Origin of the sequence: Streptomyces sp. SLBN-8D4, from assembly GCF_049739545.1 — a bacterium.
GTDB classification, from domain to species: Bacteria; Actinomycetota; Actinomycetes; order Streptomycetales; family Streptomycetaceae; genus Streptomyces; species Streptomyces canus_C.
On record NZ_JBMGQC010000001.1, the window covers coordinates 5,844,022 to 5,862,260 of the forward strand.

General features: G+C 66.5%; 11 protein-coding genes and 3 rRNA genes. 8 read left to right on the top strand and 6 right to left on the bottom strand.

Features of this window, described 5'->3' with window-relative positions:
• The first annotated feature begins 442 nt into the window (after positions 1–442).
• Both ahcY and RKD20_RS26615 read left to right on the top strand, forming a co-directional pair.
• A complete protein-coding gene (ahcY, locus tag RKD20_RS26610) occupies positions 443–1,900 on the top strand; it encodes an adenosylhomocysteinase (RefSeq protein ID WP_424879913.1) in 1,458 nt (485 codons plus the stop codon).
• Between the two features lie 148 nt (positions 1,901–2,048).
• A complete protein-coding gene (locus tag RKD20_RS26615) occupies positions 2,049–2,678 on the top strand; it encodes a hypothetical protein (protein WP_424879914.1) in 630 nt (209 codons plus the stop codon).
• Between the two features lie 10 nt (positions 2,679–2,688).
• Here RKD20_RS26615 and RKD20_RS26620 read toward each other — a convergent pair whose 3' ends face one another.
• Complete coding sequence (locus RKD20_RS26620; protein WP_424879915.1) at positions 2,689–3,591, bottom strand: RDD family protein; 903 nt, start codon at positions 3,589–3,591, stop codon at positions 2,689–2,691.
• A 130-nt stretch (positions 3,592–3,721) separates the two neighbouring features.
• On the opposite strand from RKD20_RS26620, the gene RKD20_RS26625 reads away from it, so the two are divergent.
• The 4 genes from RKD20_RS26625 (at position 3,722) to rrf (ending at position 10,425) form a co-directional block, all read left to right on the top strand.
• Entirely contained in the window at positions 3,722–4,729 is a 1,008-nt protein-coding gene (locus tag RKD20_RS26625; protein WP_424879916.1) for a stage II sporulation protein M, read from the top strand.
• A 555-nt stretch (positions 4,730–5,284) separates the two neighbouring features.
• Positions 5,285–6,812, top strand: a 16S ribosomal RNA gene (locus RKD20_RS26630).
• A 304-nt stretch (positions 6,813–7,116) separates the two neighbouring features.
• Positions 7,117–10,238, top strand: a 23S ribosomal RNA gene (locus RKD20_RS26635).
• A 70-nt stretch (positions 10,239–10,308) separates the two neighbouring features.
• A 5S ribosomal RNA gene (gene rrf, locus RKD20_RS26640) occupies positions 10,309–10,425 on the top strand.
• Together the 16S, 23S and 5S rRNA genes form the textbook arrangement of a ribosomal RNA operon.
• A 98-nt stretch (positions 10,426–10,523) precedes the next feature.
• On the opposite strand, the gene RKD20_RS26645 is transcribed toward rrf, so the two are convergent.
• From RKD20_RS26645 to RKD20_RS26665, 5 genes are read right to left on the bottom strand one after another with little or no spacing between them, the layout of a single operon-like run.
• Positions 10,524–11,834 carry a DUF58 domain-containing protein gene (locus tag RKD20_RS26645; protein WP_424879917.1) on the bottom strand — a complete coding sequence of 437 codons (1,311 nt, stop codon included), beginning with the start codon at positions 11,832–11,834 and terminating at the stop codon, positions 10,524–10,526.
• The gene (locus RKD20_RS26650) at positions 11,834–12,823 is read right to left on the bottom strand and encodes an AAA family ATPase (RefSeq protein ID WP_424879918.1); all 990 of its coding nucleotides are present in this window, start codon (positions 12,821–12,823) and stop codon (positions 11,834–11,836) included. Before RKD20_RS26650 ends, RKD20_RS26645 begins: the two co-directional genes overlap by 1 nt.
• Positions 12,823–14,025 carry a DUF4350 domain-containing protein gene (locus RKD20_RS26655; RefSeq protein ID WP_424879919.1) on the bottom strand — a complete coding sequence of 401 codons (1,203 nt, stop codon included), beginning with the start codon at positions 14,023–14,025 and terminating at the stop codon, positions 12,823–12,825. The genes RKD20_RS26650 and RKD20_RS26655 overlap by 1 nt, the downstream gene beginning before the upstream one ends.
• Positions 14,022–14,759 carry a DUF4129 domain-containing protein gene (locus RKD20_RS26660; RefSeq protein WP_424883328.1) on the bottom strand — a complete coding sequence of 246 codons (738 nt, stop codon included), beginning with the start codon at positions 14,757–14,759 and terminating at the stop codon, positions 14,022–14,024. Before RKD20_RS26660 ends, RKD20_RS26655 begins: the two co-directional genes overlap by 4 nt.
• A 31-nt stretch (positions 14,760–14,790) precedes the next feature.
• The gene (locus RKD20_RS26665; protein ID WP_424879920.1) at positions 14,791–16,113 is read right to left on the bottom strand and encodes a glycerophosphoryl diester phosphodiesterase membrane domain-containing protein; all 1,323 of its coding nucleotides are present in this window, start codon (positions 16,111–16,113) and stop codon (positions 14,791–14,793) included.
• Between the two features lie 140 nt (positions 16,114–16,253).
• Between RKD20_RS26665 and mtnA the strand changes: the two genes are divergently transcribed.
• Positions 16,254–17,402, top strand: coding sequence for an S-methyl-5-thioribose-1-phosphate isomerase (gene mtnA / locus RKD20_RS26670; RefSeq protein WP_424879921.1), 1,149 nt, complete (start codon positions 16,254–16,256; stop codon positions 17,400–17,402).
• A 158-nt stretch (positions 17,403–17,560) separates the two neighbouring features.
• The gene (gene mtrA, locus RKD20_RS26675; protein WP_005486885.1) at positions 17,561–18,238 is read left to right on the top strand and encodes a two-component system response regulator MtrA; all 678 of its coding nucleotides are present in this window, start codon (positions 17,561–17,563) and stop codon (positions 18,236–18,238) included.
• Position 18,239: the final 1 nt, after the last annotated feature.

Consider the following 18,239-nt stretch of genomic DNA (forward strand, 5'->3'; position numbering starts at 1 on the left):
CGCAAGATCGATCAGATGTTCCGATCGCTTCGCATCCCCCCTCACCTGCCCAGACCGCCCACGAAGCAAAAGTCCCCGGATGACCTGGTCCGTTGTCGCCTGTTCCGCAGTTCGTAGCCCTGGTGTCACCGTCGTCGGGGCACCCTGTCAGGACGGTTGACGGCAATCTGCCGACATTCCGGACGGCCGCCCTGATCGGCCTGATGTATGCGGAGCCGGACTGGGGTGCCTCCGCCGATCGGTGTAGCTTGGGACGGAGCCAGACGTCGCTGCTGATGGCGGTCGGGCGGTCCCACCGCGGACCGACCGAGGGAGAGAGGGCCTCCGACGGACTGCGCTGAGCGCACCGGGCATGCCTGTGTCCTCTTCGGGCACCCCCCCGTGTCCGCCGCCGCGCAGACCAGCCGTACCCACCTCGCCCCAACCCCGAGGAGCAGCTCGAATGACGACTGTCGAAAACCGACAGGACTTCAAGGTCGCCGACCTCTCCCTGGCCGCCTTCGGCCGCAAGGAGATCACTCTCGCCGAGCACGAGATGCCCGGCCTGATGGCGATCCGCAAGGAGTTCGCGGCCACCCAGCCGCTGGCCGGCGCCCGCATCATGGGCTCGCTGCACATGACCGTGCAGACCGCCGTCCTGATCGAGACCCTGGTCGCCCTGGGCGCCGAGGTCCGCTGGGTGTCCTGCAACATCTTCTCCACCCAGGACCACGCGGCCGCCGCCGTCGCCGTCGGCCCGAACGGTACGCCCGACAACCCTCAGGGCATCCCGGTCTTCGCCTGGAAGGGCGAGACCCTGGAGGAGTACTGGTGGTGCACGGAGCAGGCGCTGACCTGGCCGAACAGCCCCACCGGCGGCCCGAACATGATCCTGGACGACGGCGGTGACGCCACCCTCCTCGTCCACAAGGGCGTCGAGTACGAGAAGGCCGGCAAGGTCCCCTCGGTCGACACCGCCGAGAACGACGAGCACCGCGTAATTCTCGAACTCCTCAACCGCACCATCACCGACGGCTCGCAGAAGTGGACCCAGCTCGCCTCGGAGATCCGCGGCGTGACCGAGGAGACCACGACCGGTGTCCACCGCCTGTACGAGATGCACCGCGACGGCACCCTCCTGTTCCCGGCGATCAACGTGAACGACGCCGTCACCAAGTCGAAGTTCGACAACAAGTACGGCTGCCGCCACTCCCTGATCGACGGCATCAACCGCGCCACCGACGTCCTCATCGGCGGCAAGACCGCGGTCGTCTGCGGCTACGGTGACGTGGGCAAGGGCTGCGCGGAGTCCCTGCGCGGCCAGGGTGCCCGCGTCATCGTCACCGAGATCGACCCGATCTGCGCCCTGCAGGCGGCGATGGACGGCTACCAGGTCACGACGCTGGACGAGGTCGTCGACAAGGCCGACATCTTCGTCACCACGACGGGCAACAAGGACATCATCATGGCCTCGGACATGGCCAAGATGAAGCACCAGGCGATCGTCGGCAACATCGGTCACTTCGACAACGAGATCGACATGGCCGGCCTCGCCCAGATCCCCGGCATCGTCAAGGACGAGGTCAAGCCGCAGGTCCACACCTGGACGTTCCCCGACGGCAAGGTGCTCATCGTCCTGTCCGAGGGCCGCCTGCTGAACCTGGGCAACGCCACCGGCCACCCGTCGTTCGTGATGTCCAACTCCTTCGCGGACCAGACCCTGGCCCAGATCGAGCTGTTCACCAAGCCCGACGAGTACCCGACCGATGTCTACGTGCTGCCCAAGCACCTCGACGAGAAGGTCGCCCGCCTCCACCTGGACGCGCTGGGCGTCAAGCTGACCCAGCTGCGCCCCGAGCAGGCGTCGTACATCGGCGTCGAGGTCGACGGCCCGTACAAGTCGGACCACTACCGCTACTGAGCCGTACGGCACAGCAGTAGTCCCTCAGAGGCAGGCCCCCGCACCCCCGTGTCGGGGGCCTGCCCCTTCGGCCCTGTGACCCTTTTCGGTCCAGCTCCCTCGCCGTGTGACCGTCAGGCCGGACAGCCCGTCAGAACCCAGGACTCCCATGCCCCGCGGCCGTTATTCGCTCCACGATCCGCACGATCACACCCCCCTCGCGGAAGAACACTTCCAGTGCGCCCCCGGCCCGTCCGGCTGGCGCTATGTCTCTCAACTGACCACCCCCGCGGGCGATCACAGTGGCTCGGTCGACCTCACCCTCGACGAACTCGGCCGCCCCATCCGCCTCGAACTGCACGCCGGGAGCTGGCAGGTACGAGGTGCCGCGCTCGACGGCGTCACCTGGGTTCGCACGGACCCCACCGGGACCCACGCCACGGAAGGCAACGTTCCCGCACACGCCTTCACCGGCACATCCCCCGCGTTCCTCGTCGCCACCACCCGTCTCCTGCGCCTCACCCCCTCCGCATCAGCAACTCGCGTACGCCTCGTGGCCTTCACGGACCCCGTCCTCGCGCCGCGCACCGTGGACCAGTCCTGGACCTTGCTGAAAAGAGAAGCACACGCCACTGACAACGGCCCGCTGACCGTGGAGGAATACCAGGTCACAGCGCTGGACACGGGAGAGCAGCACACCGTGCACATCGCCGGGGACGTGGTCCTCGCGGCCCCCGGCATCGAGCTGGAGGACCTCGAATCACCGCCGTCGACGTTCCCCGAGTCACGGCTCGACTGAACCTGCGGGATCACGCGGGCGGAACGAACCCGGAGGCGGGCCTGCCCTCCGGCGGCACGGTGGGCCGGGGGCCGGCGGAGGACTCCTCGGACAGCGGGGGAGGAGAGGACGGTGCAGTGGGTCGCGCTACCGGGTACGCGTGACCAGCCTGTGCCCCCGCCGTAGCGGTGCCGAAGGCCCGCCGGGACTCGCGGGCCTGGCGCTCCTGCACCACTGCCGTCAGATACGCACCCGGCGGTACATCCCGTGGCGCCGGAGCGCCCGTATGCGTCGCGAGATCGGTCGCCAGCCGCTCCGCCATAGCCTGGCCGACCTGCGGATCGAGTTGGTGCATCCGCGTCAGGTACTGACGGATGGCAAGCCACAGGCCGTCGGGAACCGGCGACAGGTCTAGTTCGGCGAACCGGCCGGCCAACCACGGCGGAGGCGGCGGCACGAATCCGCTGGGTGCCACGGGAATCCGCTCCCGCACCACCAGCGTCCCCGCGAACACGTCCCCGAGCCGACGCCCGCGCGCCGAGACAAGCGAGGCGACACAGGCCACGACCCCGAACGTCAGCAGAATCTCGACCACACCGATCGCACCCCGCACCAGCGCATGCCGGAACCGGATGGGCCCACCGTCGTCCCGCACCACCCGGAGTCCCACGGCGAGCTTCCCCAGGGACCGCCCATGGCTGAGCGTCTCCACCGCGATCGGTCCGCCCACCAGAACGAGCAGGAACACGGCGATCGACAGCGCCACCTGGGCCGCGTCGTCGAGCGACGCGGAAGCGGCCACCACCGCGATAGTCACGGCGATGTACACGACCATGACCACTATCAGGTCGAGCAGCACGGCCAACGCCCTGCTGGGCAGCCTCGCGGGGCGCAACTCGAGCGCCACCGCCTCGCCCGTCACCAGCTCACTCACGTCCGCCGTCCTTCCCCTGACCTGCCTCGTGAACAGCCAGTCTGCCAAGCTGAGGACGCATCGCGCCGCAGTAAGACAAGCTGACATCCACGACGGACCGCAGACGATCAGCCGAGGAGCAGGCAAACCGATGGACCTCGACGTCTTCGTCACCGCCCACCGAGCCGAGTGGGACCGCCTCGACGCCCTGCTCCGGCGCCAGCGCGGCCTCAACGGGGCCGAGACGGACGAACTCGTCGCCCTCTACCAGCGCACCGCCACTCACCTCTCCCTGATCCAGTCCAACGCCCCCGACCCACAGCTCACCGGGCGGCTCAGCCAGCTCGTGGCACGCGCGCGTAGTGCCGTCACAGGAACCCGCCGCGCCTCTTGGCGCGATGTCACGCGCTTCCTGGCACACGGCTTCCCCGCCGCCGTCTACCGATCACGCCACTGGTGGGTGCCCACCGCACTGCTGTCCACCGTCATCGCAGCCCTCCTGGGCTGGTGGATCGGCACCCACCCCGAGGTGCAGTCCTCCATCGCGGCCCCCAGCGAGCTGCGCGAGCTCACCCGCCCTGGCGGCCAGTACGAGACGTACTACTCCAGCCACCCCGCGGCCTCGTTCGCCGCCCAGGTCTGGACGAACAACGCTCAGGCCGCCGCCATGTGCCTGGTCCTGGGGATCTTCCTCGGCCTCCCGGTCCTCTGGATCCTCTTCCAGAACATGCTCAACCTCGGCATCGGCGCCGGCCTGATGTCCTCCGTCGGCCGCCTCGACACCTTTCTCGGCCTCGTACTCCCACACGGCCTCCTCGAACTCACGGCGGTCTTCGTCGCCGCCGGCACGGGGCTGCGTCTCGGCTGGACCCTGATCGATCCGGGCCCCCGCTCCCGACGCACCGCACTGGCGGAGGAGGGCCGAGCCGCAGTCGGCATGGCCATAGGTCTCGCCCTGGTCCTGTTCGTCTCCGGCGCCATAGAAGGCTTCGTCACGCCCTCGGGCCTGCCCACCTGGGCCCGTATAGCCATAGGGGTCGGCGCCGAGCTGGGCTTCCTCGCCTACGTCTTCGTCCTGGGCGGACGAGCGGCGCGTGCGGGCGACACAGGTGACGTCGAGGCGGCCGAACGCAGCGCCACCGTCCCCACAGCTGCCTGATGTGCGACGGGCCGTGCTGAGCTGCTACTGTCTCCTTCGCCCCACAGGAGCCGTTGACACGGACCGTGCGGGGAGGTAGATTCGAACAGTTGCCTGGAGCCGGGTTCATCCCGCTCGGCAGCGGTAAGTGTCTGTCTGCTTCTGGAAATCTTGATTTCGAAGAAGCCACTTCCCGATGAATCGGAAACAGATGGCCGGTCAATCCGGTCCGAAAGTTCTGATAATGTTGGGACCGCCGGAAAGGGAAACGCGAGAGCGGGAACCTGGAAAGCACCGAGGAAATTGGAACCGGAAACGGTCTGATAGAGTCGGAAACGCAAGACCGAAGGGAAAAGCCCGGAGGAAAGCCCGAGAGGGTGAGTACAAAGGAAGCGTCCGTTCCTTGAGAACTCAACAGCGTGCCAAAAATCAACGCCAGATATGTTGATACCCCGTCTCCAGCATCTGCTGGGACGAGGTTCCTTTGAAATAAACACAGCGAGGACGCTGTGAACGACCGCCTTATTCCGGTGGTTGTTCCGCTCTCGTGTGTGTGCACCCGATTACGGGTAAACATTCACGGAGAGTTTGATCCTGGCTCAGGACGAACGCTGGCGGCGTGCTTAACACATGCAAGTCGAACGATGAACCACTTCGGTGGGGATTAGTGGCGAACGGGTGAGTAACACGTGGGCAATCTGCCCTTCACTCTGGGACAAGCCCTGGAAACGGGGTCTAATACCGGATATCACTGCCACTCGCATGGGTGGTGGTTGAAAGCTCCGGCGGTGAAGGATGAGCCCGCGGCCTATCAGCTTGTTGGTGAGGTAATGGCTCACCAAGGCGACGACGGGTAGCCGGCCTGAGAGGGCGACCGGCCACACTGGGACTGAGACACGGCCCAGACTCCTACGGGAGGCAGCAGTGGGGAATATTGCACAATGGGCGAAAGCCTGATGCAGCGACGCCGCGTGAGGGATGACGGCCTTCGGGTTGTAAACCTCTTTCAGCAGGGAAGAAGCGAAAGTGACGGTACCTGCAGAAGAAGCGCCGGCTAACTACGTGCCAGCAGCCGCGGTAATACGTAGGGCGCAAGCGTTGTCCGGAATTATTGGGCGTAAAGAGCTCGTAGGCGGCTTGTCACGTCGGGTGTGAAAGCCCGGGGCTTAACCCCGGGTCTGCATTCGATACGGGCTAGCTAGAGTGTGGTAGGGGAGATCGGAATTCCTGGTGTAGCGGTGAAATGCGCAGATATCAGGAGGAACACCGGTGGCGAAGGCGGATCTCTGGGCCATTACTGACGCTGAGGAGCGAAAGCGTGGGGAGCGAACAGGATTAGATACCCTGGTAGTCCACGCCGTAAACGGTGGGAACTAGGTGTTGGCGACATTCCACGTCGTCGGTGCCGCAGCTAACGCATTAAGTTCCCCGCCTGGGGAGTACGGCCGCAAGGCTAAAACTCAAAGGAATTGACGGGGGCCCGCACAAGCAGCGGAGCATGTGGCTTAATTCGACGCAACGCGAAGAACCTTACCAAGGCTTGACATACGCCGGAAAGCATCAGAGATGGTGCCCCCCTTGTGGTCGGTGTACAGGTGGTGCATGGCTGTCGTCAGCTCGTGTCGTGAGATGTTGGGTTAAGTCCCGCAACGAGCGCAACCCTTGTCCTGTGTTGCCAGCATGCCCTTCGGGGTGATGGGGACTCACAGGAGACCGCCGGGGTCAACTCGGAGGAAGGTGGGGACGACGTCAAGTCATCATGCCCCTTATGTCTTGGGCTGCACACGTGCTACAATGGCAGGTACAATGAGCTGCGATACCGCGAGGTGGAGCGAATCTCAAAAAGCCTGTCTCAGTTCGGATTGGGGTCTGCAACTCGACCCCATGAAGTCGGAGTTGCTAGTAATCGCAGATCAGCATTGCTGCGGTGAATACGTTCCCGGGCCTTGTACACACCGCCCGTCACGTCACGAAAGTCGGTAACACCCGAAGCCGGTGGCCCAACCCCCTTGTGGGGAGGGAGCTGTCGAAGGTGGGACTGGCGATTGGGACGAAGTCGTAACAAGGTAGCCGTACCGGAAGGTGCGGCTGGATCACCTCCTTTCTAAGGAGCATCTAGGCCGCCAAGCTTGCTTGGTGGTCCAGGGCCAGTACATCGGCGTACGTCCGATGCTGGTTGCTCATGGGTGGAACGTTGATTATTCGGCATTTTCAGTCATCTCGGGCTGCCAGTACTGCTCTTCGGAGCGTGGAAAGCTGATCACGAGTGGCGGAGGTGTCGGGCACGCTGTTGGGTGTCTGAGGGAATGAACGCCCTCGATGCCGGCCCCAGTGAACTCGCCTGTGAGGGCGGGGTGATGGGTGGCTGGTCGTTGTTTGAGAACTGCACAGTGGACGCGAGCATCTGTGGCCAAGTTTTTAAGGGCGCACGGTGGATGCCTTGGCACCAGGAACCGATGAAGGACGTGGGAGGCCACGATAGTCCCCGGGGAGTCGTCAACCAGGCTTTGATCCGGGGGTTTCCGAATGGGGAAACCCGGCAGTCGTCATGGGCTGTCACCCATACCTGAACACATAGGGTATGTGGAGGGAACGCGGGGAAGTGAAACATCTCAGTACCCGCAGGAAGAGAAAACAACCGTGATTCCGGGAGTAGTGGCGAGCGAAACCGGATGAGGCCAAACCGTATGCGTGTGAGACCCGGCAGGGGTTGCGCATTCGGGGTTGTGGGATCTCTCTTTCACAGTCTGCCGGCTGTGAGACGAGTCAGAAACCGTTGATGTAGGCGAAGGACATGCGAAAGGTCCGGCGTAGAGGGTAAGACCCCCGTAGTCGAAACATCAGCGGCTCGTTTGAGAGACACCCAAGTAGCACGGGGCCCGAGAAATCCCGTGTGAATCTGGCGGGACCACCCGCTAAGCCTAAATATTCCCTGGTGACCGATAGCGGATAGTACCGTGAGGGAATGGTGAAAAGTACCGCGGGAGCGGAGTGAAATAGTACCTGAAACCGTGTGCCTACAAGCCGTGGGAGCGTCGCGCATTGAGTTTACTCAATGCGTCGTGACTGCGTGCCTTTTGAAGAATGAGCCTGCGAGTTTGCGGTGTGTTGCGAGGTTAACCCGGGTGGGGTAGCCGTAGCGAAAGCGAGTCCTAATAGGGCGTTTCAGTAGCACGCTCAAGACCCGAAGCGGAGTGATCTAGCCATGGGCAGGTTGAAGCGGAGGTAAGACTTCGTGGAGGACCGAACCCACCAGGGTTGAAAACCTGGGGGATGACCTGTGGTTAGGGGTGAAAGGCCAATCAAACTCCGTGATAGCTGGTTCTCCCCGAAATGCATTTAGGTGCAGCGTCGTGTGTTTCTTGCCGGAGGTAGAGCACTGGATAGGCGATGGGCCCTACCGGGTTACTGACCTTAGCCAAACTCCGAATGCCGGTAAGTGAGAGCGCGGCAGTGAGACTGTGGGGGATAAGCTCCATGGTCGAGAGGGAAACAGCCCAGAGCATCGACTAAGGCCCCTAAGCGTACGCTAAGTGGGAAAGGATGTGGAGTCGCAGAGACAACCAGGAGGTTGGCTTAGAAGCAGCCACCCTTGAAAGAGTGCGTAATAGCTCACTGGTCTAGTGATTCCGCGCCGACAATGTAGCGGGGCTCAAGCGTACCGCCGAAGTCGTGTCATTGCAGCAATACGCCCAACGGCGGCTGTGATGGGTAGGGGAGCGTCGTGTGCCGGGTGAAGCTGCAGCGGAAGCTAGTGGTGGACGGTTCACGAGTGAGAATGCAGGCATGAGTAGCGATACACACGTGGGAAACGTGTGCGCCGATTGACTAAGGGTTCCTGGGTCAAGCTGATCTGCCCAGGGTAAGTCGGGACCTAAGGCGAGGCCGACAGGCGTAGTCGATGGATAACCGGTTGATATTCCGGTACCCGCTGTGAAGCGTCAAACATCGAACCCATTGATGCTAAGGCCGTGAAGCCGTTCCGGACCCTTCGGGGAAAGGAAAGTGGTGGAGCCGCTGATCCAAGGTGGTAGTAGGTGAGTGATGGGGTGACGCAGGAAGGTAGTCCAGCCCGGGCGGTGGTTGTCCCGGGGTAAGGGTGTAGGCCGTGTGATAGGTAAATCCGTCGCACATGAGGCTGAGACCTGATGCCGAGCCGATTGTGGTGAAGTGGATGATCCTATGCTGTCGAGAAAAGCCTCTAGCGAGTTTCATGGCGGCCCGTACCCTAAACCGACTCAGGTGGTCAGGTAGAGAATACCGAGGCGTTCGGGTGAACTATGGTTAAGGAACTCGGCAAAATGCCCCCGTAACTTCGGGAGAAGGGGGGCCATCACCGGTGATCCGTTTTACACGGTGAGCTGGGGGTGGCCGCAGAGACCAGCGAGAAGCGACTGTTTACTAAAAACACAGGTCCGTGCGAAGCCGTAAGGCGATGTATACGGACTGACGCCTGCCCGGTGCTGGAACGTTAAGGGGACCGGTTAGTCACATTTCGGTGTGGCGAAGCTGAGAACTTAAGCGCCAGTAAACGGCGGTGGTAACTATAACCATCCTAAGGTAGCGAAATTCCTTGTCGGGTAAGTTCCGACCTGCACGAATGGCGTAACGACTTCTCGACTGTCTCAACCATAGGCCCGGTGAAATTGCACTACGAGTAAAGATGCTCGTTTCGCGCAGCAGGACGGAAAGACCCCGGGACCTTTACTACAGTTTGATATTGGTGTTCGGTTCGGCTTGTGTAGGATAGCTGGGAGACTGTGAACTCTGGACGCCAGTTCAGGGGGAGTCGTCGTTGAAATACCAGTCTGGTCGTGCTGGATGTCTAACCTGGGTCCGTGATCCGGATCAGGGACAGTGTCTGATGGGTAGTTTAACTGGGGCGGTTGCCTCCTAAAGAGTAACGGAGGCGCCCAAAGGTTCCCTCAGCCTGGTTGGTAATCAGGTGTTGAGTGTAAGTGCACAAGGGAGCTTGACTGTGAGACCGACGGGTCGAGCAGGGACGAAAGTCGGGACTAGTGATCCGGCGGTGGCTTGTGGAAGCGCCGTCGCTCAACGGATAAAAGGTACCCCGGGGATAACAGGCTGATCTTCCCCAAGAGTCCATATCGACGGGATGGTTTGGCACCTCGATGTCGGCTCGTCGCATCCTGGGGCTGGAGTCGGTCCCAAGGGTTGGGCTGTTCGCCCATTAAAGCGGTACGCGAGCTGGGTTTAGAACGTCGTGAGACAGTTCGGTCCCTATCCGCTGTGCGCGTAGGAGTCTTGAGAAGGGCTGTCCCTAGTACGAGAGGACCGGGACGGACGAACCTCTGGTGTGCCAGTTGTCCTGCCAAGGGCATGGCTGGTTGGCTACGTTCGGGAGGGATAACCGCTGAAAGCATCTAAGCGGGAAGCCTGCTTCGAGATGAGGACTCCCACCCCCTTGAGGGGTTAAGGCTCCCAGTAGACGACTGGGTTGATAGGCCGGATCTGGAAGCCCAGTAATGGGTGGAGGTGACCGGTACTAATAGGCCGAGGGCTTGTCCTCAGTTGCTCGCGTCCACTGTGTTAGTTCTGAGGCAACGACTGTGTCTTTTTCCGGTCGAACTTCATAGTGTTTCGGTGGTCATAGCGTGAGGGAAACGCCCGGTTACATTCCGAACCCGGAAGCTAAGCCTTACAGCGCCGATGGTACTGCAGGGGGGACCCTGTGGGAGAGTAGGACACCGCCGAACTCCTTTTAGAGTGGAAAGGCCCACACCTTATGGTGTGGGCCTTTCTGTGTTTTGTGGTTTGTTTCATCTCAGGGGGCGCTATGCGCCCCCTTTTTTGTTTAGAGGCGCCCGGCTGCTTTCAATGCAAGATAGGCGTCGGCCAGCGCTGGAGCCAGGTCGTCCGGTGTCGCGTCGACGACCGTCACTCCGTGGCGGCGGAGTTGTTCCGCAGTGCGATGGCGTTCCGTCTGGGCCTGGGCGGCGGCCGCGGCCTCGTAGATCGCTTCGGTGTTGCCGCGTGCCGTGGCCATGCGGGCGATGTGGGGATCCGCCACTGAAGCCAGAAGGACCGTGTGCCGTTGGGTGAGCTGAGGGAGTACGGGCAGCAGGCCCTCTTCGATGGGCGCGGCATCGAGGCTGGTGAGCAGCACGATCAGGGAGCGGCGGCGGGCCGTACGAAGGGCTGTGGCCGTGAGGCCGCGGGCGTTCGTTTCGACGAGTTCGGGTTCGAGGGTGGCCATTGCGCCGACCAGCGAGGGGAGCAGGTCGTTGGCTGTTCGGCCTTGGACCAGGGCGCGTACTCCACGGTCGTAGGCGAGTAGGTCCACGCGGTCGCCGGCGCGGGAGGCGAGGGCGGCCAGGAGCAGGGCCGCGTCCATGGAGGCGTCGAGGCGGGGGGCGTCGCCCACGCGTCCTGCCGAGGTGCGGCCGGTGTCGAGGACGACGAGGATGTGGCGGTCGCGTTCGGGGCGCCAGGTGCGTACGGCGACGGAGGTCTGGCGGGCGGTGGCTCGCCAGTCGATGGAACGGGTGTCGTCGCCGGGAACGTACTCGCGCAGGCTGTCGAACTCCGTGCCTTCACCGCGGGTGAGGACGCTGGTGCGGCCGTCCAGCTCGCGCAGCCGGGCGAGCTTTGAGGGGAGGTGCTTTCGGCTGGTGAACGGGGGCAGGACGCGGACTGTCCAGGGGACCTTGTGGGTGCCCTGGCGGGCGAAGAGCCCGAGGGGGCCGTAGGAGCGGATCGTCACGCGGTCGGCGTGGCGGTCACCGCGGCGGGTGGGGCGTAGGCGAGTGGTGAGGCGTCGGCGTTCGCCGGCCGGGACCGTCAGTCGGTGGCGGGAGGCTTCCACCTCCGTGCCGGGCTGCCAGCTGCTGGGGGGCCAGGCGTCGCGGAGGTGGGCGCGGAGCAGGCGCCCGGACGGGTTGGTGACTGTGAGGGTGACGTCGGCCGCCTCGCCCAGGCGGGCGGAGGTGTCGCCGGAGCGGGTCAGGCCGAGCCGTCGTACGGGTGCCGCCAGGGCGAAGTCGCAGGCGCAGGCCACTGCCAGGGGTGCGTTGACCGCGAGGATGCCCGTCCAGCTGGGTTCCCAGATGCCGACGGGGAGGGAACCCAGGGCTGCGAGAAGTGCGGCGCGTCCGGTGAGGGCCATCAGCGGGGGACCGGGACGTGAGCGAGGGTCGCGTTGATGACGGAGTCGGCTGTGACGCCCTCCATCTCGGCCTCCGGGCGCAGTTGTACGCGGTGGCGGAGGGTGGGAAGGGCCAGGGCCTTCACGTCGTCGGGGATGACGTAGTCGCGGCCGGTCAGCCACGCCCACGCGCGCGAGGTGGCCAGGAGGGCCGTGGCGCCGCGTGGGGACACCCCGAGGGTGAGGGACGGGGACTCGCGGGTGGCGCGGCAGATGTCGACGACGTAGGCGGTGATCTCGGGGGAGACCGTGGTCTTGGCGACTGCTGCGCGGGCCGCTTCGAGGTCGGCCGGGCCTGCTACGGGGCGTAGGCCTGCGGCCTTGAGGTCGCGGGGGTTGAAGCCCTCGGCGTGGCGGGTGAGGACGTCGATCTCGTCCTGGCGGGAGGGAAGCGGGATCGTCAGCTTGAGGAGGAAACGGTCCAGCTGGGCCTCGGGGAGGGGGTAGGTGCCCTCGTACTCCACCGGGTTCTGGGTCGCGGCGACGAGGAACGGGTCGGGGAGGAGGCGGGGGGTGCCGTCGACCGTGACCTGCCGCTCCTCCATGGCCTCCAGGAGGGAGGACTGGGTCTTGGGCGGAGTGCGGTTGATCTCGTCCGCGAGGAGGAGGTTGGTGAAGACCGGGCCGGGCTGGAAGGAGAACTCGGCGCTGCGGGTGTCGTAGACGAGGGAGCCCGTCACGTCGCTCGGCATGAGGTCGGGGGTGAACTGGACGCGCTTGGTGTCGAGTTCGAGTGCGGATGCGAGGGCGCGGACGAGCAACGTTTTGGCGACCCCGGGGACTCCTTCCAGTAGTACGTGTCCGCGGCAGAGGAGGGCGACGACAAGACCGGTCACGGCGGGGTCCTGGCCGACCACGGCTTTGGCGATCTCGGCGCGCAGGGCTTCCAGGGAGGCCCGGGCGGTGTCCGGGTCCCCGGTGGTCCCGGCGTTGTCAGTGGTCGGGTCCATCATGAACGGCGTACCTCTCTTTCGAGGGCGTCGAGTTGGTCGGCTAGGGAGATGAGGGCGGCGTCGTCACCGGGCGGCGGGCCGAAGAGCAGGGAGTGCAGGGACTGTCCGTCTCCGTCGTTGTGGAGATGGGCGGACAGGGCGGGGAGCAGGGCTTCGGGCGCGTGCGCCTGGGCGACGGGGACGCCTGTGAGGGGGGCGAGGCGGGTGCGCGTGGTGGAGCGAAGAGCGGTGGCCGCGCGGTCGCGGGCGTTGGCCTTGCGGTAGAGGCGGGCGCGGCCTTCGACGGTCTCGGAGGCGCGGATCGCCACGGGGAGTTTCTCGGGTACCAGGGGGCCGAGTCGGCGTGCCCTCCACAGGGCGGCGAGTGCTGCCGCGAAGAAGAGCTGAAGTGTGCCCCAGAGCCAGCCTGAGGGGAGCAGGTCGAGGAAGCCCTTTTCCTCGCCCGGATTGGTGGCGGAGGAGTCGGAGAGCGTGGGGAGGTACCAGACCAGATGGGGGCGGGAGCCGAGGAGTTGGAGGGCGAGCGAGGCGTTGCCCCGCTCGTCGAGGGTGTCGTTGTAGAGGATGTCGGGCGCGCCGAGTACGACGGTGTCGCCGTCCCCGGAGGCCGCCGGGACACGTACGAGGGTGGGCAGGCGCTCGCTGGGGTAGCACTCGTCGTTGCCGGGGTGGGTGACGGTGTAGCGGATGCCGCCGGTGTCGGCGGTGCCCGCGCGCTGGGCCGCAGACAGGCCGCAGTCGGGGGAGAGCGTCGAGTCGAGGCTGGTGGCGGGGTCCGCGACGACGCCGGGGGCCAGTCGCTCGACGGACCAGCTGCTGGCGGCGACGAGGACAGTACGGCCCCCGGAGTCGGCGGTCGCGGAGCGCAGGCTGCTCTGCTGGCGGTGCGTCAGGAGGTCGGGTACGGCGACCAGGAGCGTGGTGTCGGGGCCGGCCGCGGCGCGTGCCTCGTCCAGGGTGGTGACCACGCGGGTGTCGACGCCTCGGTCGGCGAGGAGTTCGGCGACGGCGCGGCTGCCGTAGGGATCCGCGGAGCGCGGGTCGAGGCTGCCGTGGCGTTCGGTGGAGCGGATCGCCGCGATCGCCACGGCCGCGACGAGGAGCAGCACCAGGGCGAGCACGACGCCTCGCGCGCGGGTCCACACCTGGCGGGCGGTGGGCGAGGCCGAGGTGGACGGGAGCGTGGCCTCGGTGGTCATTCGGCGGCTCCCCGGCGGGCGTTGTGGTCCGCGGTGTGGCTGCTGTCGGTACTGGTCGTGCCACTCGTGCTGCTCGCGAGGACCGGCTTGGTGCGTTCCAGGGCGCGGTCGAGTTCGGCGATGCGGTCGTACGACTGCTCGGTCGCGGCCCGGCCGCCGTACGTGACGTCGTCGAAGTCCCTGGCCGCCGAGCGCAGCAGGTCCGCGTGGGAGGGCAGGGCGCGGCCCGCTTCCGCGGCGGCCTCGTCCGCGGTGCGGCCGGGACGGACGTCGAGGAGGGCGCGCTCCTCCAGGGAGCGGACGATCGCGCGCATGCGCTCCTGTACGGCCTGGTTCCAGTGGCCCTGGGCCGCGTGTGCCTCCGCGGCCGCGCGGTGGTCGGCGGCGCTGCGGGGGCGGTCGTCGAACAGGGCGGCGGAGGAGGCGGGCACGCGGCCCGGGGTGCCCAGTCGCCACCACAGCGCGCCCACCACCAGGACGATCGCGGCGATGACGACGACCAGACCGAGTGCTCCGCCCGGGGTCGCCGACGAGGCCGCGTTGAACAGCTTGCCGACCCAGTCCCAGAACGCGTTGAGTGCGCGCTGGAACCAGCTGGGGTCGTTCTCGTGGTACATGCGTTTGGACAGCTCGCGGCGGGCCGCCTCCCGCGCGGGGTCGCGCGGGATCGTCAGCGGCGGTTCGTCGTCGGACCGTGCCAGTGACAGCACGGAGGTGTCGACGGCGCGCAGCATCGTGAGCACTCCCCCCGGAAGGTTCACCGCATCAGCTCCCGGTAGTGGGGCGGGTGCCGTAGTCCTGGACGCCGGCCGCGCGGGCCAGTTCGAGATCGAGGGCTTCGCGGCGGATGCGCTGGTCGATGTAGAGGAGCACGGTGACGCCCGCCGTGATCGGGAAGGTGATCATGGATCCGATCACCGAGCCGATGCCGCTGATGATGAGGAACGTCCAGCCGAGGTCGCCGGTGCCGTTGACGAAGCCGCCGACACCCTCGCCGCTGAGCGCCGCGGCGAGGAAGGTGAAGGGGATGACGACGATCGCCGCGACGATGTTCGCGATGATCCCGGCCAGCAGCTGGATGCCGAGGACCCGCCACCAGGAGCCGCGGACCAGCTTCGTGGAGCGGCTCATCGACTTCACGATGCTCTGCTTCTCCAGCATCAGCGCGGGCGAGGCCAGAGAGAAGCGGATCATCAGCCACACCGCGACGACGCCGGCACCGAGGATGCCCAGGATCGCGAGGGCGATACCGCCGCCGTTCGAGCCCGCGGCGGCCACGAGGATGCCGGGCAGCGCCCCGACGGCGAGCACGCCGAACGTGATGAGCAGCAGAAGGAAGATCAGGCCGAACAGCCTGGGCACCTGCGGGCGGGCGTCGCGCCATGCCTCACCGGTGGTGACCGGCCTGCCGAGCACGGCCCGGCTGGTGACGGTCGTCAGCAGCGCGGTCGCGGCGACTGTGCCGATGAGGGAGATCAGGAAGACGACGGTGGTGCCGAGCATGGTCTCGCCCAGGGCGTGGGTCAGCTCGTCGGCGCTGGCGCTGGGGTCGTTGAGAGCCTCGGTTCCCGCGCTGTCGTTCAGGACGAAGCCCTGGAGCAGGATGACGAGGACCTGGGTCACGACGGCGACGGTCAGCGAGATGCCGAGGACGGTGCGCCAGTAGGTGCGCATGGTGGAGACCGCGCCGTCGAGGATCTCGCCCACGCCGAGGGGGCGCAGGGGGATCACGCCGGGCTTGGCCGCGGGCGGGGGGCCGCCCCAGCCGCCGTAGCCGCCGCCCCAGCCCGGGGGAGGGCTGTAGCCTCCGGGCGGGCCGGCGGGGGGCTGCGTTCCCCAGCCCGGGCCGGGAGGCGGGGGCGGAGGGGCCTGGCCGGGAGCGGCGGGGCCTGTGGGGGCGGACCACTGACCGGGTGGCGGCTGCTCCTGCGACCACTTGGAGTCGGCGTCCTGCGGGTTGTTCTCCGGCTGCTGCGCGGGCTGTGCGGTGTCGGGCCCGGCGGCGGGCTCGGCGGGACCGGACGTGCCGGGCTCGTGCCCGTCGGACGGGGCGGATCCGGGCGAGGCCCAGCCCGGAGTGTCGTTCATCGTCGCTCCTTCACGGTGCCCGTCCGCGGGCGCGGCGGCAGGTTGGCAGCCATGGTGTCATGGGCTGGTCGGCCAGTGACCAGCCGCGGTATGGGCTGCACACCTTCAATACTCCGGCTGACAAGGGGCAGACTGATCGCATGGCTGATCAGTACGTGCAATCCGGCGAGGACAGCAAGCCCACCGAGATACCGGCGATCCGCTGGGACAAGCCACCCGAAGGCCCCGTGCTGGTGCTTCTCGACCAGACGAGGCTGCCGGCCGAGGAGGTGGAACTGGTCTGTACGGATGCGTCCGCGCTGGTGGAGGCGATCCGTTCGCTTGCCGTGCGCGGGGCGCCGTTGCTCGGCATCGCGGGGGCCTACGGTGTCGCGCTCGCCGCCGCGCGCGGGTTCGACGTGGACGAGGCGGCGGCCGTGCTGGCGGGCGCGCGTCCGACCGCGGTGAACCTCGCTGTCGGGGTACGCAGAGCAGAGGCCGCCTACCGGGCCGAACTCGGCAAGAGCGGCGACCAGGAACTGGCGGCCGGGGCGGCGCTGGCAGCCGCCCGCAGGCTGCACGCGGAGGACGCGGCGGCCAGTGCGGCGATGGCCGAACGTGGGCTGGCGCTGCTGGACGAGCTGCTGCCGGGCGGCGGGCACCGGATCCTGACCCACTGCAACACCGGTTCGCTGGTGTCGGGCGGTGAGGGGACGGCGTTCGCGGTGGCGCTCGCGGCTCACCGGGCGGGGCGGCTGCGGCGGCTGTGGGTGGACGAGACGCGTCCGCTGCTCCAGGGCGCGCGGCTGACGGCGTACGAGGCGGCGCGCAGCGGGATGGCGTACACCTTGCTGACCGACAACGCGGCGGGCTCGCTGTTTGCGGCCGGGGAGGTGGACGCGGTGCTGATCGGGGCCGACCGGATCGCGGCCGACGGCTCGGTGGCGAACAAGGTGGGGAGCTATCCGCTGGCGGTGCTCGCGCGGTATCACCATGTGCCGTTCATCGTGGTGGCGCCGGTGACCACGGTGGATCCGGACACCCCGGACGGGGCGTCGATCGAGGTGGAGCAGCGGGCCGGGCACGAGGTGACCGAGATCGCGGCGCCTCAGGTGCCGGTGGCCGGCGCGGAGGCGGGCGGCGGGATTCCGGTGGCGCCGCTGGGGACGCAGGCGTACAACCCGGCCTTCGATGTGACGCCTCCGGAGCTGGTGACGGCGATCGTCACGGAGGAGGGCGTGGTGTCGCCGGTGACGGCCGAGGCCCTTGCCGAGTTGTGCGCCAGGTCCCGGGAGGTGACGATCAGCTGAAGTGGATGGAGTGGCCACGTATTCCGCCTGACATCCGCGGCTGTCCCGACTGCGGCGGTCGAGGCAGACAGTGATGGTCCAGTACGACTAAGGTCACTGGTCGGTGAGCTGTCTCACCACTGCCTTCACCACTGTTATGAGAATGGGATGATGTCTTTATGAAGGGACGAGTCCTTGTCGTCGACGACGACACCGCACTTGCCGAGATGTTGGGCATCGTGCTGCGTGGTGAAGGTTTTGAGCCGTCTTTCGTAGCCGACGGTGACAAGGCGCTGGCCGCGTTCCGTGAGGCCAAACCGGATCTGGTGCTGCTGGATCTGATGCTGCCCGGGCGGGACGGTATCGAGGTGTGCCGTCTGATCAGGGCGGAGTCCGGGGTGCCGATCGTGATGCTGACGGCCAAGAGCGACACGGTGGATGTCGTCGTGGGGCTGGAGTCCGGCGCCGACGACTACATCGTGAAGCCGTTCAAGCCGAAGGAGCTCGTGGCCCGGATCCGGGCGCGGCTTCGGAGGTCGGAGGAGCCCGCTCCCGAGCAGCTCGCCATCGGCGACCTGGTCATCGACGTGGCCGGGCACTCCGTGAAGCGGGAAGGGCAGTCGATCGCGCTGACGCCGCTGGAGTTCGACCTGCTGGTCGCGCTCGCGCGCAAGCCGTGGCAGGTGTTCACGCGTGAGGTGCTCCTCGAGCAGGTGTGGGGCTATCGGCACGCCGCCGACACCCGGCTCGTCAACGTGCATGTACAGCGACTGCGCTCCAAGGTCGAGAAGGACCCGGAGCGGCCCGAGATCGTGGTGACCGTCCGTGGTGTGGGGTACAAGGCAGGACCCAGCTGAC